23 protein-coding genes are annotated in these 24,971 nt (G+C 69.3%); 7 read left to right on the top strand and 16 right to left on the bottom strand.

The features are described from left to right. The first annotated feature begins 59 nt into the window (after positions 1–59). Positions 60–2,807, top strand: a complete 2,748-nt coding sequence (ppc, locus tag QOZ81_RS06545; RefSeq protein WP_291199811.1) for a phosphoenolpyruvate carboxylase — start codon at positions 60–62, stop codon at positions 2,805–2,807. 53 nt (positions 2,808–2,860) lie between these two features. Here ppc and QOZ81_RS06540 read toward each other — a convergent pair whose 3' ends face one another. Further along, a complete protein-coding gene (locus QOZ81_RS06540) occupies positions 2,861–5,092 on the bottom strand; it encodes a nitric-oxide reductase large subunit (RefSeq protein ID WP_291199814.1) in 2,232 nt (743 codons plus the stop codon). A 206-nt stretch (positions 5,093–5,298) separates the two neighbouring features. Between QOZ81_RS06540 and QOZ81_RS06535 the strand changes: the two genes are divergently transcribed. After that, positions 5,299–5,739, top strand: coding sequence for an ATP-binding protein (locus QOZ81_RS06535; RefSeq protein ID WP_291199817.1), 441 nt, complete (start codon positions 5,299–5,301; stop codon positions 5,737–5,739). Further along, positions 5,736–6,359 (top strand): cation transporter, encoded by a 624-nt coding sequence (locus QOZ81_RS06530; RefSeq protein WP_291199820.1) that lies wholly within the window; start codon positions 5,736–5,738, stop codon positions 6,357–6,359. The genes QOZ81_RS06535 and QOZ81_RS06530 overlap by 4 nt, the downstream gene beginning before the upstream one ends. 10 nt (positions 6,360–6,369) lie before the next feature. Here the strand turns inward: QOZ81_RS06530 and QOZ81_RS06525 are convergent, their stop codons facing one another. From QOZ81_RS06525 to QOZ81_RS06500, 6 genes are all read right to left on the bottom strand, one after another. Continuing rightward, the gene (locus tag QOZ81_RS06525; protein ID WP_291199823.1) at positions 6,370–6,696 is read right to left on the bottom strand and encodes a DUF190 domain-containing protein; all 327 of its coding nucleotides are present in this window, start codon (positions 6,694–6,696) and stop codon (positions 6,370–6,372) included. 10 nt (positions 6,697–6,706) lie between these two features. Next, complete coding sequence (crcB, locus tag QOZ81_RS06520; protein WP_291199826.1) at positions 6,707–7,093, bottom strand: fluoride efflux transporter CrcB; 387 nt, start codon at positions 7,091–7,093, stop codon at positions 6,707–6,709. A 40-nt stretch (positions 7,094–7,133) separates the two neighbouring features. Beyond that, the gene (locus tag QOZ81_RS06515) at positions 7,134–8,042 is read right to left on the bottom strand and encodes a divergent polysaccharide deacetylase family protein (RefSeq protein WP_291199829.1); all 909 of its coding nucleotides are present in this window, start codon (positions 8,040–8,042) and stop codon (positions 7,134–7,136) included. Between the two features lies 1 nt (position 8,043). Next, the gene (locus QOZ81_RS06510; protein ID WP_291199832.1) at positions 8,044–9,207 is read right to left on the bottom strand and encodes a S41 family peptidase; all 1,164 of its coding nucleotides are present in this window, start codon (positions 9,205–9,207) and stop codon (positions 8,044–8,046) included. 63 nt (positions 9,208–9,270) lie between these two features. Beyond that, the gene (locus QOZ81_RS06505) at positions 9,271–9,588 is read right to left on the bottom strand and encodes a flagellar basal body rod protein FlgC (RefSeq protein WP_291199835.1); all 318 of its coding nucleotides are present in this window, start codon (positions 9,586–9,588) and stop codon (positions 9,271–9,273) included. 45 nt (positions 9,589–9,633) lie between these two features. Beyond that, positions 9,634–10,734 carry a D-alanine--D-alanine ligase family protein gene (locus tag QOZ81_RS06500; protein WP_291199838.1) on the bottom strand — a complete coding sequence of 367 codons (1,101 nt, stop codon included), beginning with the start codon at positions 10,732–10,734 and terminating at the stop codon, positions 9,634–9,636. A gap of 85 nt (positions 10,735–10,819) precedes the next feature. Between QOZ81_RS06500 and coaD the strand changes: the two genes are divergently transcribed. Next, positions 10,820–11,299 carry a pantetheine-phosphate adenylyltransferase gene (coaD, locus tag QOZ81_RS06495; RefSeq protein WP_291199841.1) on the top strand — a complete coding sequence of 160 codons (480 nt, stop codon included), beginning with the start codon at positions 10,820–10,822 and terminating at the stop codon, positions 11,297–11,299. Positions 11,300–11,366: 67 nt separating this feature from the next. Then, the gene (locus QOZ81_RS06490; RefSeq protein ID WP_291199844.1) at positions 11,367–14,417 is read left to right on the top strand and encodes a sensor histidine kinase; all 3,051 of its coding nucleotides are present in this window, start codon (positions 11,367–11,369) and stop codon (positions 14,415–14,417) included. A gap of 15 nt (positions 14,418–14,432) precedes the next feature. Here QOZ81_RS06490 and recG read toward each other — a convergent pair whose 3' ends face one another. The 3 genes from recG to QOZ81_RS06475 all read right to left on the bottom strand — a co-directional run bounded on the left by recG (position 14,433) and on the right by QOZ81_RS06475 (position 18,661). Further along, positions 14,433–16,517, bottom strand: coding sequence for an ATP-dependent DNA helicase RecG (gene recG, locus QOZ81_RS06485; RefSeq protein WP_291199847.1), 2,085 nt, complete (start codon positions 16,515–16,517; stop codon positions 14,433–14,435). Positions 16,518–16,527: 10 nt separating this feature from the next. Beyond that, positions 16,528–17,241 (bottom strand): hypothetical protein, encoded by a 714-nt coding sequence (locus QOZ81_RS06480; RefSeq protein WP_291199850.1) that lies wholly within the window; start codon positions 17,239–17,241, stop codon positions 16,528–16,530. A 211-nt stretch (positions 17,242–17,452) separates the two neighbouring features. Next, a complete protein-coding gene (locus QOZ81_RS06475) occupies positions 17,453–18,661 on the bottom strand; it encodes a trans-sulfuration enzyme family protein (RefSeq protein ID WP_291199853.1) in 1,209 nt (402 codons plus the stop codon). 70 nt (positions 18,662–18,731) lie between these two features. Here QOZ81_RS06475 and QOZ81_RS06470 point away from each other — a divergent pair, with 70 nt between their 5' ends. Then, a complete protein-coding gene (locus tag QOZ81_RS06470; protein WP_341849993.1) occupies positions 18,732–19,214 on the top strand; it encodes an Lrp/AsnC family transcriptional regulator in 483 nt (160 codons plus the stop codon). 68 nt (positions 19,215–19,282) lie between these two features. After that, on the top strand, positions 19,283–20,464 hold the full coding sequence (purT, locus tag QOZ81_RS06465; RefSeq protein WP_291199859.1) for a formate-dependent phosphoribosylglycinamide formyltransferase: 1,182 nt from the start codon (positions 19,283–19,285) through the stop codon (positions 20,462–20,464). A gap of 6 nt (positions 20,465–20,470) precedes the next feature. Here purT and QOZ81_RS06460 read toward each other — a convergent pair whose 3' ends face one another. The 6 genes from QOZ81_RS06460 to QOZ81_RS06435 form a co-directional block, all read right to left on the bottom strand. After that, positions 20,471–21,046, bottom strand: a complete 576-nt coding sequence (locus QOZ81_RS06460) for a TMEM175 family protein (protein WP_291199862.1) — start codon at positions 21,044–21,046, stop codon at positions 20,471–20,473. A gap of 69 nt (positions 21,047–21,115) precedes the next feature. Further along, entirely contained in the window at positions 21,116–22,141 is a 1,026-nt protein-coding gene (locus tag QOZ81_RS06455) for an alpha/beta fold hydrolase (RefSeq protein ID WP_441316725.1), read from the bottom strand. Between the two features lie 31 nt (positions 22,142–22,172). Continuing rightward, positions 22,173–22,715, bottom strand: coding sequence for a DUF1697 domain-containing protein (locus QOZ81_RS06450; protein WP_291199866.1), 543 nt, complete (start codon positions 22,713–22,715; stop codon positions 22,173–22,175). Continuing rightward, positions 22,712–24,019, bottom strand: coding sequence for a hypothetical protein (locus tag QOZ81_RS06445; protein ID WP_291199868.1), 1,308 nt, complete (start codon positions 24,017–24,019; stop codon positions 22,712–22,714). The genes QOZ81_RS06450 and QOZ81_RS06445 overlap by 4 nt, the downstream gene beginning before the upstream one ends. Then, entirely contained in the window at positions 24,016–24,642 is a 627-nt protein-coding gene (locus tag QOZ81_RS06440) for a hypothetical protein (protein ID WP_291199870.1), read from the bottom strand. Before QOZ81_RS06440 ends, QOZ81_RS06445 begins: the two co-directional genes overlap by 4 nt. Then, positions 24,639–24,953, bottom strand: coding sequence for a hypothetical protein (locus QOZ81_RS06435; RefSeq protein ID WP_291199873.1), 315 nt, complete (start codon positions 24,951–24,953; stop codon positions 24,639–24,641). Before QOZ81_RS06435 ends, QOZ81_RS06440 begins: the two co-directional genes overlap by 4 nt. Positions 24,954–24,971: the final 18 nt, after the last annotated feature.

The raw sequence follows: 24,971 nt of genomic DNA, 5'->3' as shown, positions 1-24,971 counted from the left end.
GGGGGCCCAGGCATCCACTACTCTGGAACCCACCGCCCCCTCCACCCCAGAGAGGCTCCATGGACCCTGCCCCCCCCGACAAGGACCTGCCCCTGAAGGAGGACATCCGCCTCCTGGGCCGGGTGCTGGGAGATACGGTGCGGGAGCAGGAGGGCGACGAGACCTTCCAGCTCATCGAGCGGATCCGGCAGAGCGCCGTGCGCTTCCGCCGGGCCCAGGACTCCGGCGCGGGCGATGAGCTCCGGAGCATCCTGAAGGCACTCAGCCCCGGCCGCGCCATCCTGGTGGTCCGTGCCTTCAGTTACTTCTCCCAGCTGGCCAATCTGGCCGAAGACCAGCACCACATCCGGCGCTCCCGGGCCCACCGCATGGGGAACGCCCTGCCCCGGCCCAGCTCCCTGGGCCATGCCCTGCTCCGGGCCGGCGAGGCGGGGTGGAACGCGGCGGACCTGCGCACCTTCTTTGCCAGCGCCCAGGTGCGCCCGGTGCTCACCGCCCACCCCACCGAAGTGCAGCGCAAGAGCATCCTCAACGCGCAGATGGAGATCGCCCGCCTGCTGGACGAGCGGGACCGCAGCGCCTCGACGCCCCGGGAAACCGCGCTCCGCGACGAGCACCTCCAGCGCCAGGTGCTGCTGCTGTGGCAGACCCGCATGCTGCGCCCCCAGCGACCCGCCGTCGCCGACGAAGTCGCCAGCGCCCTCTCCTACTTCGACCGCACCTTCCTGCGGGAGATCCCGGCCCTCTACGCAGACCTGGAGGACCGACTCGCGCTGGACCCCGCCTGGGGTGACGCCGAGCTGCCACCCTTCTTCCGGCTGGGCAGCTGGATCGGCGGTGACCGGGATGGCCACCCCTTCGTCACCGCCGAGGTGCTGGAACAGACCCTGCGCACCCAGTCCCGGACCGTCCTGGACTTCCTGCTGCAGGAACTGCAGGCGCTGGCCTCGGAACTCTCCCTCAGTCTCCAGGTGTCCCGCGCCTCCCAGGCGGTGCTGGACCTCGCGGCGCGCGCCCCGGACCCGTCCCCCCAGCGGGCCGACGAAACCTACCGTCTCGCCCTGACCCTGATCTCGGGACGGCTGGCCGCGACCCGGCAGGGAGTATCCGATCCCGAACCCACCGGCCCCCGGGGACTGGCACCGTACCAGACCCCGGAGGACCTGAAGGCCGACCTGGACACGCTGGATGATTCCCTCCGCAAACATGGAGGACGGCGGCTGGCCCGGGGGCGCCTGCGGGGGCTGCGGCGCGCGGTGTCGGTCTTCGGCTTCCACATGGCCCCCGTGGACCTGCGGCAGGCTTCGGAAGTCCACGGCCGCGTGGTGGCCGAGCTGCTGGAGGCGGTCCGCCCGGGCACAGGCTACCTCTCGCTGGATGAGCCGCAGAAGATCGACCTGCTGGCGGCCGAGCTGGAAAGCCCGCGCCCCCTGGCCTCGCCCTACCTCCCCTACGGCGAGGAGACCCGCCAGGAGCTGGCCCTGTTCCGGACGGCCGCAGAGGCCCAGCAGCGCCTGGGGACCGAGGCCCTGCCCAGCTGCATCATCAGCCACACCGAAGGCGTCTCCGACCTGCTCGAGGCGGCCGTGATGCTGCGGGAGGCGGGGATCCTGCGCCCGGCCGAGGCCCGCCTGGACCTCAACCTCATCCCGCTCTTCGAGACCATCGAGGACCTCCAGCGCTGCGGCGACATCATGGATGGCCTGCTGCGCGTTCCCCTCTACCGGCGCATGTTGGATGGCCGCGATGGCATTCAGGAAGTCATGTTGGGCTATTCGGACAGCAACAAGGACGGGGGATTCCTCACCTCGCGCTGGGAACTCTACAAGGCCGAGCTGAACCTGGTGGCGGTGGCGCAGCGCCATGGCATCCGGTTGCGCCTGTTCCACGGCCGTGGCGGATCCGTGGGCCGCGGTGGCGGCCCCAGTTACGAAGCCATCCTCGCCCAACCGCCCGGGGCCGTGCAGGGCCAGATCCGCCTGACCGAGCAGGGCGAGGTCGTCGCCGCCAAGTACGGCCACCCGGCCGTGGGGCGGCGCAACCTCGAGGTGCTGGTGGCGGCCGCCCTGGAGGCCAGCCTCCCGGCCGGAAGCAGCGCAGGACCGGATCCACGCTTCCTGCAGGTCATGGATGCCCTGTCGGATCACGCCTGCGGGGCCTACCGGGACCTCGTATACGGCACCCCGGACTTCGAGCGCTTCTTCTGGGAATCCACCCCCATCGCCGAGATCGCCCAGCTCAACATCGGCTCGCGGCCCGCCAGCCGGAAGGCCGGGCGCGCCATCACGGACCTGCGGGCCATCCCCTGGGTGTTCAGCTGGAGCCAGTGCCGCCTGATGCTGCCGGGCTGGTACGGGTTCGGCGCGGCGGTCCGCGCCTTCCGGCGGGAGCGTGGCGAGGACGGCCTGGTTCTGCTGAAGGAGATGCACGCCCGCTGGCCCTATTTCCGGAGCCTGCTCTCCAACATGGACATGGTGCTCGCCAAGGTGGACCTGGCCATCGCCTCCCGCTATGCGGATCTGGTGCGCGACCCGGCGCTGCGCGACCGGATCTTCGGCCGCCTGCAGGAAGAGTGCGAGGCTTCCATCGCGGCCCTGAAGGCCATCACCGGCCAGGCCGATCTCCTGGAGGACAATGCGACCCTCCGGCGGTCCATCCAGCATCGCTTCCCCTACCTGGATCCCCTGAACCACCTTCAGGTGGAATTGCTCCGCCGCTACCGCTCCGGGGATGGCGACGACCGCACCGCGCGCGGCATCCTGCTCACCATCAATGGCATCGCCGCGGGTCTCCGCAACAGCGGCTGACAGAACGAGGCCCCCACCTTCCGGCAGGGACCCCTTCCTTAGTCCAAATAGCTTCAGTCCTCGGCCACCGCAAAGGCGGGAGCCACGGGCAGGTGTTCCTTGGCGGGCTCGATCTCCTCCGCCGTCCTCCAGCCCCAGGCGCCGATGACCGCCTTGAAGGTGAAGAGGATGACGGCGAGGGCGCCGATGCCGAAGAGGACGTCGCCAGGCATGCGCAGCCAGGTGAAGGTGCGCATGAGGGGGCTCTGCACCACCTCGGCGCTGCGCGCATACCAGGTGCCGTGTTCGAGGCTCTGGGCGATCTGATAGAAGCCGCTGGGGATCAGCGAGAACACCAGCATCAGCACGAGGCCGATGTTCAGGCCCCAGAAGCCCACCTTCAGCCACTTCTCATCCCAGGCCTTGTCCGGCGTCATGCCGCGCAGGGCGAAGAGCATGAGCGAGATGGCGAGGAAGCCGTAGACGCCGAAGAGCGCGGCATGGCTGTGGATGGGTGTGGTGTTGAGGCCCTGGCCGAAGTAGAGCACCGAGGGCGGGTTGATGAGCATGCCGAAGACGCCCGCGCCGATGAGGTTCCAGAAGCAGACCGCCGCGAAGAACTTGAAGGGCCACTCGTAGCCGCTGCCGATGGCCTTGCCGGCTTTCAGGCTCTGGGCGATCTCGAAGCCCACGATGGTGAGGGGCACGATCTCCAGGGCACTGAACACGGAACCCAGGGCCGAGATGGAGGCCGGGGAACCGGTGTAGTAGAGGTGGTGGAAGGTGCCGATGACGCCGCTGCCCAGGAAGAGGCCCATGGAGGTGCTCACGGCACGCAGCGCGGTGCTTTCGCGCAGCAGGCCCATGCGGGTGGAGAGCAGCGCGATGGCGACGGTGGCGAAGACTTCGAAGAACCCTTCCACCCAGAGGTGGACCACCCACCAGCGCCAGTATTCGGCGAGGGCGACGTGGGTCTCGCGGGTGTACATGAAGCCCGCGGAGTAGAAGAGCGGGATGGCGATGGCCGACAGCACGAAGAGCTTGAGCAAACCCAGGCGGCCCTTCTCGCCCTTCAGGGCCGGAATCAGGGCGCGCACCACCAGCACCAGCCAGATGAGCATGCCGACCGTCAGCAGGATCTGCCAGAGGCGGCCCAGTTCCACGTATTCATAGCCCTGGTGGCCCAGCATGAAGGAGCCGGAGAGCTTGCCCACGATGGCCTGGTGCGCGCCGGTCAGGGCCCCGACCACGACCACCACGAGCGCTGCCAGCAGGCCCGCCACGCCCAGCCACTGGCCCTTGGGCTCCTTGGCGCTGAGCTTGGGGCCCAAGTAGAGGCCCGTGGCCAGCCAGCAGGTGGCGATCCAGAACACGGCCAGCTGCAGGTGCCAGGTGCGGGAGGCCGCGTAGGGCAGGATGTGGGAGAGGTCCACGCCGTAGAGGCCGTTGCCTTCCACCGCGTCGTGGGCCGTCAGGACGCCCATGCCGATCTGCACCAGGAACAAGGCCATGGCCACGGCGAAATAGATGGCCGACCAGCGCTGGCTGGGAGTGGCAGGTGCCGCGGGAATGGCCTGGGGCGCGGGGAATTCCTCCGCAGGCTGGCTGGCGTGGTGCCAGATCATGAGGCCCACGCCCAGGATCAGCAGGATGATCGAGAGGATGCTCCACAAGTGGCTGATGGGCGTGATGGTGTTGCCCACGAGCGGTTCCTGGGGCCAGTTCTGGGTGAAGCTGTGGTCGGCGCCGGGCCGGCGGGCCGCTGCGGTCCAGGCGGTCCAGAGCCAGAAATCGGCCACGCGCTCGCCTTCCTGCAGCGTGGGAATCCAGCGGGCCGGGATGGCGGCGCCCTTGTCCCCTTCCACCGCGATCTTAGCCAACTCACCACGGGTCTTCAGGTAGGCAACCGCCTGGGCGGCGCCCAGGGTGAGGGTGCCGGTAGATGATTCATACCTATTATTCTGAAATAAGGAAATGGTGCCGGCCTTGGCGTCCGCGACCGATCCGCCCTGGGCCTTCACGCCATCGAGGGTGTGGGAGGCCCACTGATGCAGGGCCTTGGCCGTCCAGTCGGGCGCCAGGTAGGCTCCGTGGCCCCAGATGGAACCGATGTGCTGGCCGCCATGGCCCAGGTAGCTGACCTGGCCCTCGAGGATCTGGCCTGGCCCCACGAGCAGGGTGCCATCCTCGGCCACCACCCGCTGCGGAATCGGCGGTGCGTTCTGGGCAATCTGCCGCCCACCCAATCCCAGCACGCCGAAGCCTGCCAGGAGCACCAGCAATACCAGCCACCACCTTGCCTTCATTGGAACCTCCATCAGGGCGGATCTGCTCGCCGGAAAGCAGTGTTTCATGATTTTCCATATTTAAGACCAACTATTCTTAATTGTGATCCAGGACACGCACGCCCCCTCCCCGGGGCGGGCCCTTCTGGCAAAACCCCTGCCCAATCGCCGGGATTCCAAGTACCTTGGGCTTGGCTCTTCTGGTCTGTGAAAGGGAATCCGCGTCCATGGCCCACCCCGCCCTTCTGCCCGTCGTCCTCACGTGCAACACAGACCTGCGCTTCATTGACCTGATCCAGGTGGTGGGTGCGGAGTTCCTCAAGCACCTCAGCTTCACCCAGGAGGACGGTGAGCGCCTCTGGCTGGCCATCCAGGAGGGCATCGCCAACGCCATGCGCCACGGGAACAAGCTGCAGAAGGACAAGCCCGTGAAGGTCACCTTCACGCCCCGGGTGGACCGCTTCGAGATCCGCATCGAGGACCGGGGGCCGGGCGTTGACCTGGAGGCCCTGCCGGACCCGAACCTGCCGGAGAACCTGCTCAAACCCGGCGGCCGCGGCGTCTTCTTCATGCGCCAGGTGATGGACGAGGTTCACATGGAGCGCCGGCCCGAAGGCTCCACCCTCGTGCTGGTGAAGGCGCGCAAGGTGCGCGAGCCCCATCCGTGAATCCTGACCAGTGGCGCCGGCGGGCCCTCTGGCTCTGCGCCCTGACCATCGCCTACAACCTCGTCGAGGGGCTCGTCTCCATGGCCTTCGGCTGGGCCGACGACTCCATCGCCCTCTTCGGCTTCGGCGCCGACAGCTTCATCGAGGTGGCCTCGGCCCTGCTGGTGCTCTGGAAGCTACTGGACCACGGCAACCTCGCCCGCGAACGGAAGGCCACCCTGGGCATCGGCTGGCTCTTCCTCGCCCTGGCCATGGGCATCGCCGGGGGCGCGATCCTGCAGATGGCGGCCCGGCGCCATCCGCCCACCACCGCTCCAGGCCTGGTCATCTCGGCCCTGTCCCTCTCCTGCATGTTCTTCCTGTGGCGCGCCAAGCGGGCAGCCGCCAGGGCCCTGGACAGTGCCACCCTGGAAGCCGACGCCGCCTGCAGCCTGGCCTGCATCCAGCTTTCGGCCGTGCTCTTCGCCGGCAGTCTGCTGTTCCTGCTCCTGCCCGCGCTGTGGTGGGTGGATGCGGCGGCGGCCCTGGGCCTCGCCCTGCTCATCGGCAAGGAGGGCCTCGGCATGGTGAAGGCGGCCCGCAGCGCCGCCTTCACGGGCGGCTGCGGCTGCGGACACTAGCCGCGGAGCCTCAGGCTTTCGGGCCCTTCACCCAGCCGAATTCCACGACCGTCTTGGCGTAGAAGAGCGTGACCTCCTCGGCCTGGACCCGGGTCAGGAGCCGATCCGCCTCCGCCTCGGTCACGATGAACTCCACCACCATCGGCAGCTTCCCGGCCAGTTCGAAGAAATGATCCTCGTGCAGCAGGCCGTGGCGGCCGAAGCCTGCCATGGCCTTGAACGCCGAACCGCCGTTCAGGCCCAGCTGCCGCGCCTGCTCCAGCAGCCACTCGTAGACCAGGACATGGTGGTGCTTCCGGTCTTCCTGGACGTAGAACTTCAGGCAGATTCCCTGCATGGCACCTCCCTCAGCCTCTCAGGACAGCCTTGACGGTCGCCATGCCCAGGAAGGTCAGCAGCAGCGATCCCGCCAGGTGGGATGACACGTGCGCCAGGGCCCAGCCATATTCCCCGCGGCCCAGCAGGCTCACGGCTTCGGCGGAGAAGGTGGAAAAGGTGGTCAATCCGCCGAGGAAGCCCGTGATCACGAACAGGCGCAGCTCCGGGGAAAGCCCCGGGTGCTGCGAGAAGAAGGCCACGGCCAGGCCCACCAGATAGCCCCCGACCAGGTTCGCCGAAAGGGTGCCCAGGGGCAGCGTGGGGAAATGGGCGTTCAGCCAGGCCCCGAAGCCCCACCGCAGCCAAGCGCCCAGCGCCGCGCCGATGCCCACGGCCAGGGCCGGTGCCGGATTCATCGGGGTGCCTCCCCAGCCAGCGGATCCAGCCATGCGTGTGTCATTTCACCAGCTCCCCTGCCCTCACGAAGCGCACCCGCCCCTTGCTGCGGGGCACGAGCTTCTCCAGGGCCTCCACCGTCTCAGGATAGATGTGCCCGATGATCAGCGCCGCCCCTTCCTTCTCGGCCAGCTTGAGGGCCCGCTCCCACTGCTTCTCCATTTCCGGGAAGGCCTTGTCGTCATCGAGGAAGACCCGGCGCTGCACGGCGGGAACGCCCAGCTCCTCCGCCAGGTCGTAGGCCACGCTGTCCTTCTCCGTGCGGCTGTCCACGAAGAAATACTTCCGGGCCTTGACCTCCTGGAGGACCCAGCCCATGCGCGTCCGGTCGGGCGTGATGCGGCTGCCCATGTGGTTGTTCACGCCGGTGCGGTGGGGGATGTCGTCCAGGGCCATGCGCACCCGGCGGCGGACTTCGGATTCGGTCAGGTTGTAGAGGATTGCGTTGGGGCCCGGATCGCGGCCCGGCCCAGGATAGCCGATGGGCTCCATGGGCAGGTGGAGCATCACCTCCTTGCCGAGACGATGGGCGATGTCGGCGCTCTCGCGGGTGTGCTCCTGGTAGGGCAGGACCGCCACGCTGAAGGGCACGGGCTGGCTGCACAGGCGCGTGACCAGCTCCGGCTGGATGTAGCCGAGGTCATCGATGACGAGGGCCAGGCGGGGCAGCGGGCGTTCCGGTTCCGGACTCGGAGGCTTCGCCTTCGGCTCAGCGGGTTTCGGTTCGGCCTGTCTGAGCTCGGGTTTCTTGACGGCGGGTTTGGGTCCCTCGCGCTTGGCCGGAGCCTCCCGACGGTTGCAGCCCTGTTGTCCCAGCAGCAATCCTGCACCCAGCCCAAGGGCGAGCATGAGCAGGGCCCATCCCACCAGGGCCAGGGTGGACGTGCGCCGGCCCTTGGCTCGGGCCAAGCTAGGAGGCCTTCACGGCGGCGGGCGGTGCCGCGGGGGGGGCCTGGAGGGCCGCCATGACGCGGGCCAGCGCATCCTCCGTATCGGCCATGCGAAGCACCTGGTCCGGGACGATGCCCTGGCGATCCAGCTTCTCGCCCCCCAGGCCCACCCAGCGCCGGGAGACCAGTTCGACCGCCCCGCCCTGCTTGAGGGCGAAGCGCATGCGTTCCACGCCCAGGCCCGGCGTGCGCTCACCGAAGCTGCGGACCCCCGCCTTCTTCAGACAGGAGGCGAGGACCTCCGAGGCTCCGAGGGTGGAGCGCCCCACAAGGAGGGCCAGGCGGACGAAGGGCGTGCCGGAGCCTGCCACCGCAAGGCTCCGCTCAGGCTTGCCGGCCTCCTGGAGCGTGGCGAAGGTGCCCTTCATGCCCAGCAGGCCGGCCAGCGAGGCGGCTTCCTCCACGGAGCCCTTCTGGCACTGGCGCAGATCCAGCACCAGGGTCTGTCCATGATCCGCAGTGGCGAGGGTCTTCCGGACTTCTTCAGCCCGTCCAGGCCCAAGGTCCGGCAGGGACAGGAGCAGCGATCCCTGCCCCTGCTTGAGGGTCAGGGCGCCGGGGGCCAGCCGCTGCCGCGTGATGGTCGTCTTGGTGAGGTCCCCGGTGGCGTTGTAGCGGTAGAGATCGAGGGAGGATCCTTCGGGGCCGCGCAGCTTGCGCTCCAGGGCCCAGGCGCTGAGCCGACCCACGGAGTCGCCATCCACCTTGCGGATGACGTCACCGGCCTGGAGCCCCGCCTTGGCAGCGGGTCCCCCGGGCGTCACGGCGACGACCGTGCCATAGATCCCGCGTTTCACGACGATGAGGCCGGCCTCGGCCGGGCCCGGGTCGGGCAGCCGCACGTCCTCGGCGGTCAGGTAGGCATTCAGGGGATGGGAGCGTTCCAGGACCGCCTGGACGCCACCCGAGACGACCTTCTCCATGTCGGGGGGGTCCACGTAGTTCTGCTGCACCAGCGACAGCACGTCCTGGATGTCCGAGAGCCCGGCGAGGGGATCCTGGGGCGCGGCCTTCGCGCCGGCCTTCGGCTGGGGCTTCGGCGGATTGCCCTGCTGCACCACCGGCAGGGTGAAGGCCGCCACCAGGGGGAGCGACAGGACCGAGAGCCAGGTGCGCGCGTGCATGCGGACAGTGTACGAGGAAACGGCCCTGGGGCCGTCGGCTATCGAGTCGAGTCCGGGTAGGACCTACGCCTTCAGGTCCAGGGTGGCCTGGGCCAGCTCGTCCGCGGTCTTGAGGACCTTGAGGTTGGCCTTGTACATCAGCTCGAAGCCCATGCCCTGCACGGCTTCAGTGGCGAGATCGACGTTCGAGGGGGCGGGGCCGGCGGGTGAGGGGTCCGCAGAGACCCCTGACACCCGCACCCCCCCCGAGGCTTCAGCCACCAGGTCGACGCGCTTGGCCTTGTATCCGTCCGACAGCTGGTTGGCCACGTTGCTGGCCTGCACGGCCAGCCCTGCGCCCGAGGCGCGGAGACCGGAGAGTGCGATGCCGACGACGTCCATGAGGAACCTATCGGCTGCCTCCGGGTAGGACTTGACGGTTTTTCATCAGGCCTTCTTAGATCCCTGGAACCAGTTGCTGCCGGACTGGAAACCCTTCTGCTTGGCCGCCATCTGGGCATGCCGGTCCTGGGCGAGCTGGATGAGCCGGGTCAGCAGCTCCCCGTAGGGCACGCCGCTGGCCGCCATCATTTTCGGATACATGGAGATGCTGGTGAATCCGGGGATGAAGTTCAGCTCATTGAGGAAAATCCGTCCCGTCAGCCGCTCGAGGAAGAAGTCCACCCGGGCCATGCCGTGGCCATCCGAGGCCGCGAAGGCCCGGGCGGCCAGCTTGCGGACCAGGTCGGCCAGCTCCTCGGGGATCTGGGCCGGGATCTCCGTGCGGCTCTTGCCGTGGAGGTACTTGTCCTCGAAGGTGTAGAACTCGTCGGCCACGATCACTTCGCCGGGCTGGGAGACCAGGGGCTCGTCCCCGCCCAGCACCGCTACCTCGATTTCGCGGATGTCCAGCCCCTGCTCCACCAGCACCCGGCGGTCGAAGGTGAAGGCCCGGTCGAGGGCTGGGGCCAGGTCTCCGGCCTGCTTCACCTTCTCGACGCCGATGCTGCTGCCCAGGTTGGCGGGCTTCACGAACAGCGGCAGGCCCAGCTTCCCGCAGTCCGCGAGGCAGACGGCCCGTTCGCGGGTCCAGCGTTCCTCGGTGAGGCCCACGTAGGGCACCACGGGCAGCCCTTCGGATTCCCACAGGCGCTTGGTGATCCACTTGTCCATGCCCGCCGCCATGGCCAGCAGACCCGCGCCGGTGTAGGGGCGGTGCAGCAGCTCCAGGTAGCCCTGGATCTGCCCGTCCTCGCCGCCGGCCCCATGGAGCGCATTGAAGAAGAGGTCCGGCAGGGGCGCCGCTTCCGCCCCCTGTTCCAATGGCAGGAAGGGGTGGTCGCTGCGCCGTGGCAGCTCACCCGCGGCCAGGCGCGCGAAGGGATCGCCGGTCACCACCCACACGCCGTTCCGCGCGATGCCCATGGGACGCACGGTGAAGCGGGCCGGATCCAGGTGCTCCGCGATGGCCCGGGCCGTGACGATGGAGACTTCGTGCTCGGGGGATTCCCCGCCGAAGAGGAGGCCGATGCTCAGGGTCTTGTGCATGCGTCCACTGTACTCCGAACCCCAGGTACTTTGACACCCGCGCGCGGCCGATGCGCTAGGCTGAGGGCCTACCTTCGGAGCAACCGTGCGGTCGGCCATCTATCCAGGCTCTTTCGATCCCGTGACCCTCGGCCACTGGGACCTCATCCAGCGGGCGGCCAAGCTCGTGGACCGTCTGGTGGTGGCCGTGCTGCACAACCCCGCCAAGACGCCCGCCTTCACCGTCGAAGAGCGGGCGGCCATGCTCGAGGAGCTGACGACCTCCCTGCCGAACGTGGAGATCACCACCTTCCACGGCCTGCTCGTGGATTTCGCCAAGGCCCAGAACGCCCAGTTCATCGTCCGCGGCGTGCGGGCCTTCAGCGACTTCGAGTACGAGTTCCAGATGGCTCTCATGAACCGCAAGCTGGCCCCGGAGCTGGAGACCGTCTTCCTCATGCCCAAGGAGAAGTACAGCGCCGTCAGCAGCCGCCTGGTCCGCGAGATCGGCACCATGGGGGGCAACCTCTCCGAGCTGGTGCCTGAGGCCCTCCGGGAGCGCGTGGCCCGCCGGCTGGCCAAGTAGGGGGCTGCCTCCGCCACGGAGCCGGAAATTGAAGCGGCCAGCCCGATCAACCGATATCCCAAGCAAGATGCTGCTCCACCTCTCACGCACCCTCTGGCTGCTCTGCCTGCTCCTGGCCCTCCCCCTGGCGGCCCAGGTGGAGGGCAACTTCCCTGTCCGCCGTTACGGGACCGACCAGGGCCTGGGCAGCGAGGTGGTGACCGCCATGGTCCAGGACCATGAGGGCCGATTGTGGGTCGGCACCGAGGGCGGCCTCTGCTTCTTCGATGGAAGCCGCTTCTCGCCCTTCGCGGGGCCCTTGCCCACGGGGTTCGTCCAGAGCCTCTCGATCGATCGGGATGGGTCCCTCTGGGTCGGCACGGATGGCGGCCTGGCCCGCATCAACCACCTCCAGTCCCGCGTCTTCGGCGAAGCCGACGGGGTCCCCCGGGGCCCCGTCCAGGACGCCTTCCGGGACTCCGAGGGCCACCTCTGGGTGCTCACTTCCGCGGGCATCCGGGTGGAGCAGGCCCCGGGCGGCTTCGTCGCCCCGACGCCCTGGCCGGGCCAGGAAGTGCCGACCCATCTGTTCGCCGATCCCTCGTTGCCCGGCGCCTGGGTGACCACCTCGCGGACCATCTGGCACTGGGAGCAGGATGGCTGGGTCCGCGTGGATTCACCCCGCATCGCCCCCGGGGATACCCTGCGCGACATCGCCGTGGACGGGAACAGGAACCTCTGGGTGCGCACCAACAGTGCCGTCTGGCGGCTGCCGGCCGAAGGCCCCCGCGCCTGGTCCAGCATCCAGATGGCCGGCGGGTACAGCCACCTGTCCAAGCTCAGCCGGGACGCGGAAGGCTGGGTCTGGGTGGACAACACGGAAGGGCTCTGGCGCCTCAAAGGCAATCGCCGCGTGCAGTTCGGCCACGCCCAGGACGATGCGCGGGGCGGCATGGTGGACCAGGAGGGGGGCTTCTGGTTCCGCACGGACAAGGGGGTCCTGCGTGTGCTGGGCCACACCCAGTGGAACCTCTACAGCCCCCCGGACGGACTCCCGCTCGACACGACCTGGCAGATGATCCGGGATCGCCGGAACCGGCTCTGGGTGGGCACGGACAAGGGCCTGTGGGTCGAACAGGGCCGCCGGTTCAAGCGCATGCTGCCGGGCCGGATCCTGAATCTCTGCGTCGGCAAAGGCGACACCGTATGGGCGACGGGAAGTCCGGGGGGCACCGTCCACCTGGTGGACACGAGGACCCTCGCCATCAGGACCTTCCGCATCGAGGCCCTTCCGGCCACGCGCATCACCGCCGGATTGACCATCGACGGGGAGGGCCGCCCCTGGGTCGCCAACGAGTACGGCGGCGTGGTGCGGGGCAACCCGACCAGCCGGGGATGGGATTGGGAACCCATGCCGTTGCCGGGGCCACCCATCCGGGAACTGCGGACCCTTACCACCCTGTCCGGCGGGGAGGTCCTGGTGCTGTACGACCAGTCCGCGGCCCTCTTCCGCCACGGAGCCTGGCAGGTCGTCCCGGACGTGCTGCCTGAATTGCCCTACATCGCCGCCGCGGGTCCGGACGGCAGGGTCGTTCTCGGCTACAAGACCCGCCCGGCGCTCACCCTGCACCACCTGCGGGGCGAAGCCCTCACCCGCACCGAAGTGCTCGACTTTGCGGCCAGCCAGAAGAACCTGGTCATCTATTCCCTGGGCCTGGACACCGATGGGCGGATCTGGGTCGGCACGGGGCTCGGGTTGGGCTTCGTGGACGGCAGGGATCCGAGGCGGATGCGCCTCCTCGGGTCCGAGGACCGCATCATCCACCCCGAATGCAACCAGGGCGCCCTGCTGGTGGAATCAGGCCGGGTCTGGATCGGCACGCCATCCGGCCTGATGAGCTACAACCCGGGCTCCCTCTCCTCACCGCAGCAGCTGCGGCCACCGGTCATCCTCTCGGTCCGCGTGGCCTCCCGCGACCTGAACCTGCTCGATCCCGACCCGGAGCTGCCCCGGGATCGCAACGAACTCGAAGTGCTGTTCATGGTCCCCAACTACCAGATCCAGGATGCCCTGATCTACGAGGCCAGGCTGTCCGGCGTGGATGCCAGCTGGACCCGCCCGGAGACTCCCTACCTCCGCTATGTCGGGCTGCCTGCCGGTCCCCACGTCCTTGAACTTCGCGGCCAGACCCGGGAAGGCGTCCTTGGTCCCGTGACCCGGTTCCACTTCCGGGTGCGCCCGGCCTGGTGGGAGCGCTGGTGGGTCCGCGTGCTGGGAGTCTTCGGGCTGGCGGGTCTGGTCCTCATCCTCGTGAAAGTCCGCCAGGCCCAGCTGGAGCAGCGCAACCGGGAGCTCATCGACGAGGTGGCCCGGCAGACCTCCGCCCTGGTGGCGGCCTCCAAGGCGAAGAGCGCATTCCTGGCCAACATGAGCCACGAGCTGCGCACGCCCCTCAACGCCATCCTGCTCTATTCGGAGATCCTGCAGGAGGACATGAAGGATCCCGCCCTCGGTGGACTCAGGCAGGACGCCGGCAAGATCCAGAGTGCCGGCCAGCACCTGCTGGGCCTCATCGACGACATCCTGGACATGTCGAAGATCGAAGCGGGCCGCCTGCGCCTGGAGCTCCAGGAGATCGAGCTCCGCCCCTTCCTGCATGACCTGGATGCCACCATCCGGCCCCTGGTCGAGAAGAAGGGCAACCGCTTCGCGCTGGAGATCCTGGACGTTCCCGTGAGCATCCATTCGGATCCCACCCGCCTGCGACAGATCCTCGTCAACCTCCTCAGCAACTCGGCCAAGTTCACGACCGGGGGGCTGGTCCTCCTGAAGGCCTGGTCCGAGGGGGACCACCTCATGGTGATGGTCCAGGACGATGGCATCGGGATGACGCAGCCCCAGCAGGCCAAGGTGTTCGAGGAGTTCGTGCAGGCCGATGAGAGCACCACCCGGAAGTACGGCGGCACCGGCCTGGGGCTCACGCTCGTGAAGAAGTTCACGGATCTGCTGGGCGGGAGCCTCACCCTGCAGTCCGAGCCGGGCAAGGGCACGACCTTCACCCTGCATCTGCCCTGCGGCGGCCCGCAGTCCAGCCAGGCCTCAGGGTCCCATCCGGTGGAACCCGCACCAATTTCATGAACGGCCGCCCCGGCCTCAGCTCACGTCCGCCAGCTTCAGCCGGACCTGCTCCCGCTTCAGCCATCCAGCCTGGGCCTCGCTGAGACCGATGGCCAGGGCTCGGCCCGCGGCCTCGCGGCAGCGCAGCAGGAGATCCCGGTCCCGGACGAGATCCGCCACCTGGAACTGCGGCAACCCCGCCTGCCGGACGCCGAAGAACTCGCCGGGCCCGCGCAGTTCGAGGTCCCGCTGGGCGATGCGGAAACCGTCCTGCGTCTCGACGAGGGTCTGCAGACGCTCGCTCTCCGAATCACTAATCATGAGGAAGTGGCTGCGGTATTCGCCACGACCCACGCGGCCGCGCAGCTGGTGCAGCTGGCTCAGGCCGAAGCGCTCGGCGTGGTCCACCACCATCACCGTGGCATTGGGCACGTCCACGCCCACCTCGATCACCGTGGTGGCGAGGAGGATCTTCGCCCCGCCGGCCACGAAGCGGCCCATGCGCGCGGCCATGTCATCAGCCTTCAGGCGGCCATGGACCACCTCGATGGCCTCGTCCGGGAAGACGCCCCGCAGCAGGGCCTCCATGGCCTGAATGTCGCGGAGCTGCACCTTGCCTTCGTCCGAAGGGTCGATGCTCGGGCTCACCACGAAGGCCTGGCGGCCCTCGGCCAGTTCCCGGCGCACCTGCTCCCAGGCCCGGCCCGCCGTTCCGGTGGAATACAGCTTGGAGGTGATGGGCTGGCGGCCTGGCGGCAGCTCGTCCAGCACGCTCTGGTCCAGGTCGCCGAAGACCGCCAGGGCCAGCGAACGGGGGATGGGCGTGGCACTCATGACCAGCCAGTGGGGATCCCCGCCCTTCTCCTTCAGGGCCTCGCGCTGCTTCACCCCGAAGCGGTGCTGCTCATCCACCACCACCAGCTGGAGCCGGTGGAAGGCCACCGACTCCTGGAACAGGGCGTGGGTTCCGATCACGTAGCGCGCCTCGCCGCTGGCGATGCGGGCCAGGGCGGCGCGCTTCTCCGCGGCCTTCATGCCGCCCAGCAGCAGCTGGAGGGCGCCCGCCTCGTCACCCAGGTAGCGGCGGAAGCTGGCGGCATGCTGGCGCGCCAGGACTTCCGTGGGCACCAGGAGCGCGCCCTGCCCGCCCGTCTCGGCCACCATGGCCATGGCGAGCAGGGCCACCAGGGTCTTGCCGCTGCCCACGTCGCCCTGCAGGAGGCGGTTCATCACCCGGCCCGAGGTGAGATCCCCCACGATCTCCTTGAAGGAGCGCCGCTGGGCGCCGGTGAGGTGGAAGGGCAGGAAGGAGCGGAGGCGCTCCCGCAGTTCCGGAGAGGTGGGGACCTTCTGTCCCGGCCTCTGCAGGCGCCCCGCTCGCCGGAGCGCCACCCCCAGGGAGAAGGCGAAGAGTTCCTCCGAGGCCAGGCGCCGGTGGGCCGGCGTCGTCCCCTCCTCCAGGTCCCGCGCCTCGCTCTGGTCCGGAGGATCGTGCAACAGGCGCAGGGCCGTGAGGGTGTCCGGCAGATCCTTGGAGAGCTCCAGGGGCAGCCAGTCCTCGCCGAGGTGGACCCGGCCCAGGGCCTCGGCCACGAGCTTCTGGCGCACCCGGCCCGGGAGGGGCCCCAGCTTCCGGTAGAGGGGGAGGTGGCGCTGCACCCAGCCGACGTCCCCACTGCGCTCCATCACCTCGAACTGCGGGCCGCGCATCTCGACCCCGTGCCGCCCCCCCGCGAGGGTTCCGAACACCAGCAGCCGGTCGCCCACCTTCAAGCTGCGACCCAGGTAGGGCTGGTTGAACCAGAGCAGGCGCAGGGTGCCGGTGCCGTCCGCCAGCAGCACCTCCGTGAGGGCCATGCGCTGCACCCGCGTCGTGCTCTGGCGCAGGTCCTGGATGGTTCCCAGCACCGTAACCAGACCCGGTTCCTGGGCCTCGAAGCCCCGCATCTCCAGACTGCCCAGGGAGCGCAGGCTGCCCCGGTCCACGTAGCGGTAGGGCAGGCTCCAGAGCAGGTCCTGGAGCGTGTCGATGCCCGCCTCCTGCAGCGCCGCGGCCCGCGCCGGTCCCAGGCCCCGGAGGACCGTGACCTTGGATGAGAGGGGGAGCGGAGCGAGCGACATGGCAGCTGACTCAGCCTATCCGCACCCCCATGGCCTCCACCATCCGGGCGACGAAGAGGTCCCCGTACCAGGCCCCGTGGGCGGGATGCTCCAACTCTCCCAGGCCCTTCATGAGTCCGGGGAGGTCCCGCACACCGGCATCCACCAGCCCCTGGATCTGGAGCCGCGTCCGCCCGGGGCCGACGGCCGGGTGGTCTTCCGCGAGCCGGGCCAGGGCCGGGCCCAGCCAGGGCAGCGCCGCCTGGCCGGCACCGGCCAGGGCGCCCCAGCCACCCTGCAGGAAGGCGTGCCAGAGAAGCCTGGCCTCCGCGAGGGTGTCGGCCTCGAGGAGGTTCCTCTCGGCGAAGCAGCGGGGCAGCGCACCGGGGGCCATCCGGCCGACCCCGATCCCGAGGGGGACGAGATCCGGCAGGGTGCCTTCCGGCAGGGCCCCCAGCACCCAGAGCAGGCAGGCCTGTTCCCAGGGATCCGGGCCGAACCACAGCACCGGCTCCGTGGACCGTGCCAGATCCCGGAGGTGGGGGATGTCGCCCATGTCGACCGGGACAAGGCCCCACCAGGTGGCCCGCAGCGGGATCAGACCGTCCTCCGCCGCCGTCCAGGGACCCACCGCCGGGGAATCCCGCCAGATGCGAAGCTCGCCCGGAAGCCCGGACTTCCGGTGGACCGCCGCGGCGGCATCGCCACAGTGCAGGTGGATCAGCCCCTGGGAAGGACGGGTCACGCCAGGCCCTTGAACAAGGTGAAGGTTCCGCCCGTGGGGTCCGTCACCGCACCGCTGGCGTTCACCTGGCTCCAGCAGAAGGCGCCGAAGCCGGTGGGCACGGGTTTGTCCGCCATGGGGTCTCCTCTTGTCCGGGAAGGGGCCCCCAGCATACGACCGGGGCCACCCCGTGCCCAGGGTGGCCCCGAAAGGTTACGCGGAAGGAACCGGGCTAGACGTGCGCAGCGGTGCGGGCCATGGCCTTCACCAGGGCCTGCTCCAGATCGGCCCAGAGGTCCTCGGGGCTCTCGAGGCCCACGGACATCCGCATGAGGGACTGGGACACGCCGGCGTGCTCGCGGGCATCGGCATTCACCACGCGGTGCGTGAGGGCGGCGGGATGCTGGATCAGCGTGTCCACGCTGCCCAGCGACACGGCCGGCGTCATGAGCTTCACCTCGGACATCACCACCGAGGCGGCCTCGAAGCCGCCCACCAGCTCGAAGGCCATCAGCGAGCCGGGGCCCTTCATCTGGCGGCCCAGCAGGCCCTTGGGATCCTGGCCCGTGAGGCCGGGGAAGTGCACGGCGGATACGGCCGGATGCTTGGCCAGGCGCTCGGCGAGGATCTGGGCGCCCGCCTGCTGGCTGCGCACGCGCAGGGGTAGCGTGGGCAGGCTGCGGTGCAGCAGGTAGGCCGCCAGCGGGTGCAGGACGTTGCCGGTGATGACGCGGACCTTGCGCAGCTCCGTGGCCCAGTCGTTGTTGGTGGCCACCAGGCCCGCCAGCACGTCGCCATGGCCGCCCAGGAACTTCGTGGCGCTGTGGAGGACCAGGGTGGCGCCCTGCTGGATGGGGTTCTGCAGCACGGGCGTGGCGAAGGTGTTGTCCACCAGCACGGGCACCTTGCCCGCCTGGCGCACCACGTCCTCGAGGTCCAGCAAGGCCAGGGTCGGATTCGCAGGGGTTTCCACGATCACCATGGCCGTGTCGGGACGAATCGCCGCCGCGATGCCATCGGCCTCGGCCCAGGTCACCTCCAGGCCCAGCATGCCCGAGGCCAGCAGGTGGTCCGTGCCACCGTAAAGGGGACGCACGGCCACGATGTGGTTGCCGCGCTGCTTGGCGGCCATGAGGCTGGCGGTCACCGCGGCCATGCCAGAACCGAAGGCCACGCACTCCTCCGCGCCTTCCAGCTGGGCCAGGGCCTGCTCGTAACGGGCCACGGTGGGGTTGTAGAGGCGGGCGTAGACCGGGCTGCCGATGGGCAGGCCACCCATGGCCATGGCTTCGAGGCTGCGGCCGCCCTCATCCAGATCCTGCACGGGATAGGTGCTGCTGAGGTCGATGGGCATGGCGTGGATGCCCTGCTCGTGCAGCACCTCACGGCCCGCGTGGACGGCCTGGGTTTCCAGCGACTGGGGACGGGCGGGGTGGGCCATGACAGGACTCCTATGTCCCCAATGTAGGTTCGATCAATTCGGCGATCCGCCGAATTGATTTCGTGAAACAATGCCAAATATGGAACTTGACCGAATTGACTGCGAATTGATCGAGCATTTGCAGAATGATGCTCGGCTCTCCAACAAGGAACTCGCCTCGGCCGTGGGTCTGGCGCCCTCCTCCTGCCTGGCCCGGGTGCAGCGCCTGCGCAGCGAGGGGGTGCTGAAGGGGGCCCACGCCGAAGTGGATCCGGACGCTCTCGGCGTGGGCCTCCAGGCCCTCATCGCCGTGCAGCTCCGCCAGCACAGCCGGGCCCAGGTGAAGGCCTTCTGGAAGCACGTGCTCGGCTTGCCGGAAGTCCTCACCGTCTTCCATGTGGCGGGCACCCACGACTTCCAGGTCCACGTGGCCGTGCGCGACGCCCACCACCTGCGCGACCTGGCCCTGGACGCCTTCACCACCCGCCCCGAAGTGGCCCACATCCAGACCAGCCTCATCTTCGAGTGCGCCAAGGGCAAGGTGATGCCGAATTACCGGGCCGCTGGCCGCTGACCGCGGGGCGCTGGCGACAGCCTCAAGCCGTGGATTCCAGGGCAGAATGGGGCCTTTCGGGAATCGCCATGACCACCCTCGGCACGCCCCTGTCCCCCTCCGCCACGCGCGTCCTGCTCCTCGGCTCCGGCGAGCTCGGCAAGGAAGTCGCCATCGAGCTCCAGCGGCTGGGCTGCGAAGTGATCGCCTGCGACCGCTACGCCAACGCCCCCGCCATGCAGGTAGCCCACCGGAGCCATGTGTTCTCCATGCTGGACGCCGCTGAGCTTCGCCGGATCGTGGATTTGGAGAAACCGCACCTCATCGTGCCGGAGATCGAGGCCATCGCCACCCAGGAGCTGCTGAAGCTGGAGGCCGAGGGACACACCGTGATCCCCTCGGCTCGCGCCGCGAACCTCACCATGAACCGCGAGGGCATCCGGCGGTTCGCCGCGGAAGAACTGGGCTTGCCCACATCTCCCTACCGGTTCGTCTCCACGGAGGCCGAGCTGCGCGAGGCGGTGGAGGCCCTGGGCCTGCCCTGCGTGGTGAAGCCCATCATGTCCAGCTCCGGCAAAGGGCAGAGTGTCATCAAGGCCGAGGACCAGATCGACCAGGCCTGGGCCTACGCTCAGGAGGGCGGCCGCACCGGAGCCGGACGCTGCATCGTGGAGGGATTCATTCCCTTCGACTACGAAATCACGGCCCTGACGGTATCCGCCGTGAACGGCATCCAGTGCTGCCCTCCCATCGGGCACATCCAGATCGACGGCGATTACCGCGAGAGCTGGCAGCCCATGCCCATGAGCGAAGCCACCTGGGACAAGGCCCAGACCATCGCCCGGAAGGTCGTGAAGGGCCTCGGCGGCTACGGCATCTTCGGGGTGGAGCTCTTCATCCGCGGGGAGGAGGTCATCTTCAGCGAGGTGAGCCCCCGCCCCCACGACACGGGCCTGGTGACCTTGGGCAGCCAGAACATGAGCGAATTCGCCCTGCACGCCCGCGCCATCCTGGGCCTGCCGGTTCCCTCCATCCGGTTGTCGTCTCCCGCCGCCAGCGTGCCCTTGCTGGGGCACGGCGAAGGTGTCCCGAGTTTCCATGGCCTGGAAAAGGCCCTGGAGATTCCGGACAGTCAGCTGCGGCTGTTCGGCAAGCCCGAATGCAGGGGCCACCGCCGCCTGGCAGTGGCCATCGCCGCCGCCGCAACCCTGGAAGAAGCCCGCTCCAACGCCAAGGCCATGGCGGCGGCCGTTACCATTGAGCTGCAGTAGGCGGGTTTATTCAGAAATGACGCGCTCGATGCGCCGATCCGGCACCAGCCAGATCAGGGCCACCACCCAGTAGAGGCCGAAGCCCAGCCAGCGATTGGCGAAGGACAGCAGGATGGCCGCGGCGTAGATGGCGATGGAGACCTTGCCCTTGAAGTCGCTGCCCACGGCGGTGCCCAGGAGCGAGCCCTCCCTGTGGTAGTGGATGAGGCACTGGCTCAGCAGGTAGTAGGCCAGCCCTGCCATGAGCAGCACACCGCCGTAGAGCGCCACGGGCCGGGCCGCGAAGTGGTTCTCACCCATCCAGGCCGTGGCGAAGGGAACGAGCGACAACCAGAACAGCAGGTGGGTGTTGGCCCAGAGGATGGGCCCGTTCACCTTCTTCACGGCGTGGAGCAGGTGGTGGTGGTTGTTCCAGTAGATGGCGATGTAGATGAAGCTCAGCGCGTAGCTCACGAAGGTGGGCAGCAGCGCGCCCAGAGCCGCGAACGAGTCGCCGTGGGGCACCTTCAGCTCCAGCACCATGATGGTGAGGATGATGGCCAGCACGCCGTCGCTGAAGGCCTCGAGCCGATTCTTGCCCATGCATGACCTCGAATTCGATCCGCGATTGTTCCACGGCTTCGCGTCAAGGCTCCAGAGCCTTTGCCCGGTCTAGTGCACCAGCCCCTTCAGGAGCACCGCGTGGAAGGCCTCGGGATCCTGGATCTGCGGCGCGTGGCCGAGGCTGGGGAACTCCACCAGCTTGGCCCCGGGAATGCGCTGGGCGGCCCGCCGGCCCAGCTCCGGGTAGTGGCCGAGCCGCGCCGCCACCTCGGGCGGCGCCAGGTCCTTGCCGATGGCCGTGGTGTCGCGCTGGCCGATGAGCAGCAGGGTCGGCACCTTCAGGCGCTCGAACTCGTAGACCACGGGCTGGGTGCAGATCATGTCGTAGAGGAGGGCCGAGTTCCAGGCCACGAGCTCCCTGCCCGGCCCCTGGAACAGGCCGGCCAGCATCTGCACCGGCGCCTCGAACTCGGGCCGCCACTGGCCGGCGTAGTAGGTGGCCTGCTCGTAGGCGCGGATCCGCTGGGCCGTGACGCCCAGCTCGCGCTGGTACCACTGGTCCACCGTGAGGGACGGCACGCCCTCGGCCTTCCAGTCCTCCAGCCCGATGGGGTTCACCAGGACGAGCTGGTCCACCTGCTGCGGATACATCAGGGCATGACGCACGGCCAGCATCCCGCCCGTGGAGTGCCCCACCAGGATGGCGCGCTCGATGCCGAGGGAGGCCAGCAGGGCCCGGGTGTTCGAGGCCAGCTGCTGGAAGCTGTACTGGTAGTGGGCCGGCTTGGTGGACTTGCCGAACCCGATCTGATCCGGGGCCACCACCCGGTACCCGGCCTGCGCGAGGACGCGGATGCTGCGCTCCCAGGTGGCGGCCGTGAAGTTCTTCCCGTGGAGCAGCACCACGGTCTGGCCATTCGGTTTCTCGGGCGCCACCTCCATGAAGGCCATGCGGAGCTTCACCCCCTGGGAGGTGAACTCGAAGCGCCGCACCGGGAAGGGGTAGTCGAAGCCCTCCAGCTCCGGGCCGTAGACGGCGGTCCTGGGTTGGGACTCCGGTGCCGGTGCCTGGGCCGAGACCCACAGACCAGCCAACGCCAGGATGAGGGCGCGAAGCCGTCGGATACCGTGCATCGTCATGGGTACCTCCCTTCGAAGCCGCCGGTCAGGGTTCCAGGTATTTCGCCGCCAGGCGCTGCAGGGTGGAGAACCCGCGGAAGGTGGCCTTCACGCCCAGGGCCTTCTCGAAGACCTTGTTGGAGAAGGTGGACTCGCTCTGCTTCGCCTGGCAGAGCCACCACACTTCACGGCCCCGGGTGCGGAAGGCATCCAGCTCCGTGCGCAGCCCCTGGAGCCGCGCCTCGGCCGTGGTCGTCAGGGGCTCCTGGAGGAAGGCCACGTTCAGGGCCTGGGCCTCGGCCACCTCGGCAGGGCTGAAGGGACAGCCCTTCACCAGGGCGGCCAGCTCCCGGTCCGACCGGAGGAAGGTGGCCACCTCATAGCCCAGGGCCTTCTCCAGGTGGCCTTCGATGCGCTTGCGCAGGGCCGCCTCGCTGGACGTCGGTCCATCGAAGACGACGTTGCCGCTGGCGATGAAGGTCTCCACCCGCTTCAGGCCCAGCGCCTCGAACAGGTCCTTCAGCTGCGCCATGGTCACGGTGTGGCCACCGACGTTGATGGCCCGCAGGAAGGCGAAGGTGCGGCTCATGATGCGCCCCGGGCATCCAGCGCCCGGTCCGCCAGGCGGCCCAGATCCCCGCTGCCCTGGCTGTTGGCCAGGCTCTTGGCCAGGGCCACCAGCATGGCCTCGCTCGCCATGGTCGGCAGGTGCGGCGCCAGGTCCGCGGCGGCGGCCACGGCGATCAGCTGGTGGGCGTGGTTGAAGGTGGGGTCGTTGCGGGTGGCGGCTTCGGCCAGGGTCGCCAGCACGGCCTCGGCCTTGCCGCCCCGCATGAGGCTCTGGGCCTGGCCCATGGCCAGCGCGGCCTCGCTGTCCAGGATGGCCTCCAGCAGGGCTTCCGGCGCGACGGCAGGCACCAGCCCCGGCTGCACCCGGTCCTCGGGCTCGTCCGTGGGGAAGAGGTTCACCAGGGCCGCGGCCTGGCACCAGACGCGGGGATCGGCGGGACGGGTGCGGGCGAGGGTGGCCAGGTAGGCGAAGGTCCAGGCGGTCTTGCCTTCGAGATCACGCCGCGCATCCAGCTGCTTCTCCGCGGCGGCCAGGACCAGGGCGGCCAGGGTGTCCCCGGCCCCCTGCCCGGCCTTCAGGCGCTCCGCGAAGCGATCCAGCAGGGCCACCAGGCCCAGGTCGCAGAGGTCGCGCACCTGGCCTTCGAGGGCGTCGGCGCCGAGGCTGGCATCGGTCCAGGGCACCGATGCCTCTGAACCCACCAGCCGCTTCGCGGCCCGGCGGGCCCAGAAGGTGTCCTCCGGCGTGCCCGCCAGCCAGGCCGCGAGGCCGAACAAGCGCCGGCCCGTGGCCTTCGGGCGCTCCAGCCGCTCGTGCAGATCCGCGAAGTGATCACAGACGACGGCCTTGTGCCCGACATTGGCCATATCCAGTTCCGTCAGCCGCCCCAGCCGCTGGAAGTCCTCCGGGCCCGGCAGCTCGAAGCCCTGGGCCTCGGCGTAGGCCAGGCCCGGTCGGCGGGACTGGATGAAACCCTCCAGGTTGCGCCAGCTGCCGCTGCCCTTGGCCGCCAGGACCTGGGCGGCCGCCGGGGCCGCGCGCCTTCCCTCCGTGGCCGCCATGTGCAGCTGGATGGCCAGGGCCCGGAGGAAGCTGTGCTCTCCGAGCAGGGGCTGGAGCCGCAGCACGGCCCGCAGGCCCAGCAGGCCATGGGGGACATGGGGCTGGTAGGCCTCCCAGTCGATGCGGGGGATGAGGGTCTTCAAGGCCTCGCGCAGGAGGTCCCGCTGGCCATCTGGGGCGGCCACGCGCTCAGCGAAGGCCGTGAAGAAGGCCTCGGAAGGCGTCTCGAGTTCCTGGATCCACGTCGATTCCGTGTTCACGCGCCCCCCAGCGGCAGTCCCCAGGCCGAAGCCACCAGCCGGGCCCAGTGGTGGTTCCAGGCCCGCTTCCAGACGAGGCTGCCCTCCTTCATGTCCGCAGCCTCGAGCCGCTGGCGGAGTTCTTCCCGCAGGGCCTCGGCGGCCGGGCCCAGGGCGGCCTCGGCCAGGCCCAGCAGGGTGGCACGGGCTTCGCGCTCCTGGTCGTGGTGAGCCAGGTAGCCCGCGGCCTCCGGCGAAGGGGCCGAGGCCTGGAGGCGCTGCCAGACCTCGAAGGCCGCCTTGGCGGCGGGGTCGTCCCGCAGGGGCGCCTTGACCTGGGCCCACTCTTTGCCGGCATCCATGGCGGGTCCCGCGCGCAGCAGGGATTCGCGCAGCTTCACGGCCTTGGCCACGTCCCGGTCCAGGTGCTTGAGGGCCACGAAGGTGCGCAGCTTTTCGCGCTTCTCCCGGCGGTCGAAGAAGGTGTTGAGCGCGGCCACCACCAGGTCCATGGGCACGGCCTCCGCCTCCCAGGCCAGCACCTGCCGGTAGTCGTCGGTGGAGAGCAGTCCGGCCCGGCCCCAGGCCCGGAAGGCCCACTCGCGCTCCAGCCAGTCCTTCTCCTCGCGGGTATAGGCGGTCACTTCGAGGCCGGCGCTTCGGGCACGAGCCAGGTGCCGTCCTTCAGGTGCAGCGCCCCCTGCTCCCAGCCGAGTACCTCTTCAGGGATGATCCGCGCCTTGGCAAAGCCCCGGAGCCGGAACGATCCCGAGCCCAGCGGCTGGCCCTTCCGGTCCCAGACCTGCAGCTGCCAAAGCGTGCCCTGGTGCCCATCGACCTTCAGGAAGACGCCCCGGGGCCCCTCGCCCCCCCAGGCGGCCTCAGGCGGCACCGAGGCGGGCCGGGCGGGAATGCCGCGGCAACCGAGGAGGAGCCCCGCCAGAACCGCTGTCATCACTGGAATCATCGAAGG

It is taken from the genome of Geothrix sp., assembly GCF_030219325.1.
In the GTDB taxonomy this organism is placed as follows: Bacteria; Acidobacteriota; Holophagae; order Holophagales; family Holophagaceae; genus Geothrix.
Note: the sequence above shows the minus strand (reverse complement) of the source record. Positions and strands in the feature narration are given on the sequence as shown.

Excerpts from the sequence above, each read along its gene's own strand:
- ppc (WP_291199811.1), top strand. The coding sequence starts at position 60 with ATGGACCCTGCCCCCCCCGACAAGGACCTGCCCCTGAAGGAGGACATC.
- QOZ81_RS06540 (WP_291199814.1), bottom strand. The coding sequence starts at position 5,092 with ATGAAGGCAAGGTGGTGGCTGGTATTGCTGGTGCTCCTGGCAGGCTTC.
- QOZ81_RS06535 (WP_291199817.1), top strand. The coding sequence starts at position 5,299 with ATGGCCCACCCCGCCCTTCTGCCCGTCGTCCTCACGTGCAACACAGAC.
- QOZ81_RS06525 (WP_291199823.1), bottom strand. The coding sequence starts at position 6,696 with ATGCAGGGAATCTGCCTGAAGTTCTACGTCCAGGAAGACCGGAAGCAC.
- crcB (WP_291199826.1), bottom strand. The coding sequence starts at position 7,093 with ATGAATCCGGCACCGGCCCTGGCCGTGGGCATCGGCGCGGCGCTGGGC.
- QOZ81_RS06510 (WP_291199832.1), bottom strand. The coding sequence starts at position 9,207 with ATGCACGCGCGCACCTGGCTCTCGGTCCTGTCGCTCCCCCTGGTGGCG.
- QOZ81_RS06505 (WP_291199835.1), bottom strand. The coding sequence starts at position 9,588 with ATGGACGTCGTCGGCATCGCACTCTCCGGTCTCCGCGCCTCGGGCGCA.
- QOZ81_RS06500 (WP_291199838.1), bottom strand. The coding sequence starts at position 10,734 with ATGCACAAGACCCTGAGCATCGGCCTCCTCTTCGGCGGGGAATCCCCC.
- QOZ81_RS06490 (WP_291199844.1), top strand. The coding sequence starts at position 11,367 with ATGCTGCTCCACCTCTCACGCACCCTCTGGCTGCTCTGCCTGCTCCTG.
- recG (WP_291199847.1), bottom strand. The coding sequence starts at position 16,517 with ATGTCGCTCGCTCCGCTCCCCCTCTCATCCAAGGTCACGGTCCTCCGG.
- QOZ81_RS06475 (WP_291199853.1), bottom strand. The coding sequence starts at position 18,661 with ATGGCCCACCCCGCCCGTCCCCAGTCGCTGGAAACCCAGGCCGTCCAC.
- QOZ81_RS06470 (WP_341849993.1), top strand. The coding sequence starts at position 18,732 with ATGCCAAATATGGAACTTGACCGAATTGACTGCGAATTGATCGAGCAT.
- purT (WP_291199859.1), top strand. The coding sequence starts at position 19,283 with ATGACCACCCTCGGCACGCCCCTGTCCCCCTCCGCCACGCGCGTCCTG.
- QOZ81_RS06460 (WP_291199862.1), bottom strand. The coding sequence starts at position 21,046 with ATGGGCAAGAATCGGCTCGAGGCCTTCAGCGACGGCGTGCTGGCCATC.
- QOZ81_RS06455 (WP_441316725.1), bottom strand. The coding sequence starts at position 22,141 with ATGCACGGTATCCGACGGCTTCGCGCCCTCATCCTGGCGTTGGCTGGT.
- QOZ81_RS06450 (WP_291199866.1), bottom strand. The coding sequence starts at position 22,715 with ATGAGCCGCACCTTCGCCTTCCTGCGGGCCATCAACGTCGGTGGCCAC.
- QOZ81_RS06435 (WP_291199873.1), bottom strand. The coding sequence starts at position 24,953 with ATGACAGCGGTTCTGGCGGGGCTCCTCCTCGGTTGCCGCGGCATTCCC.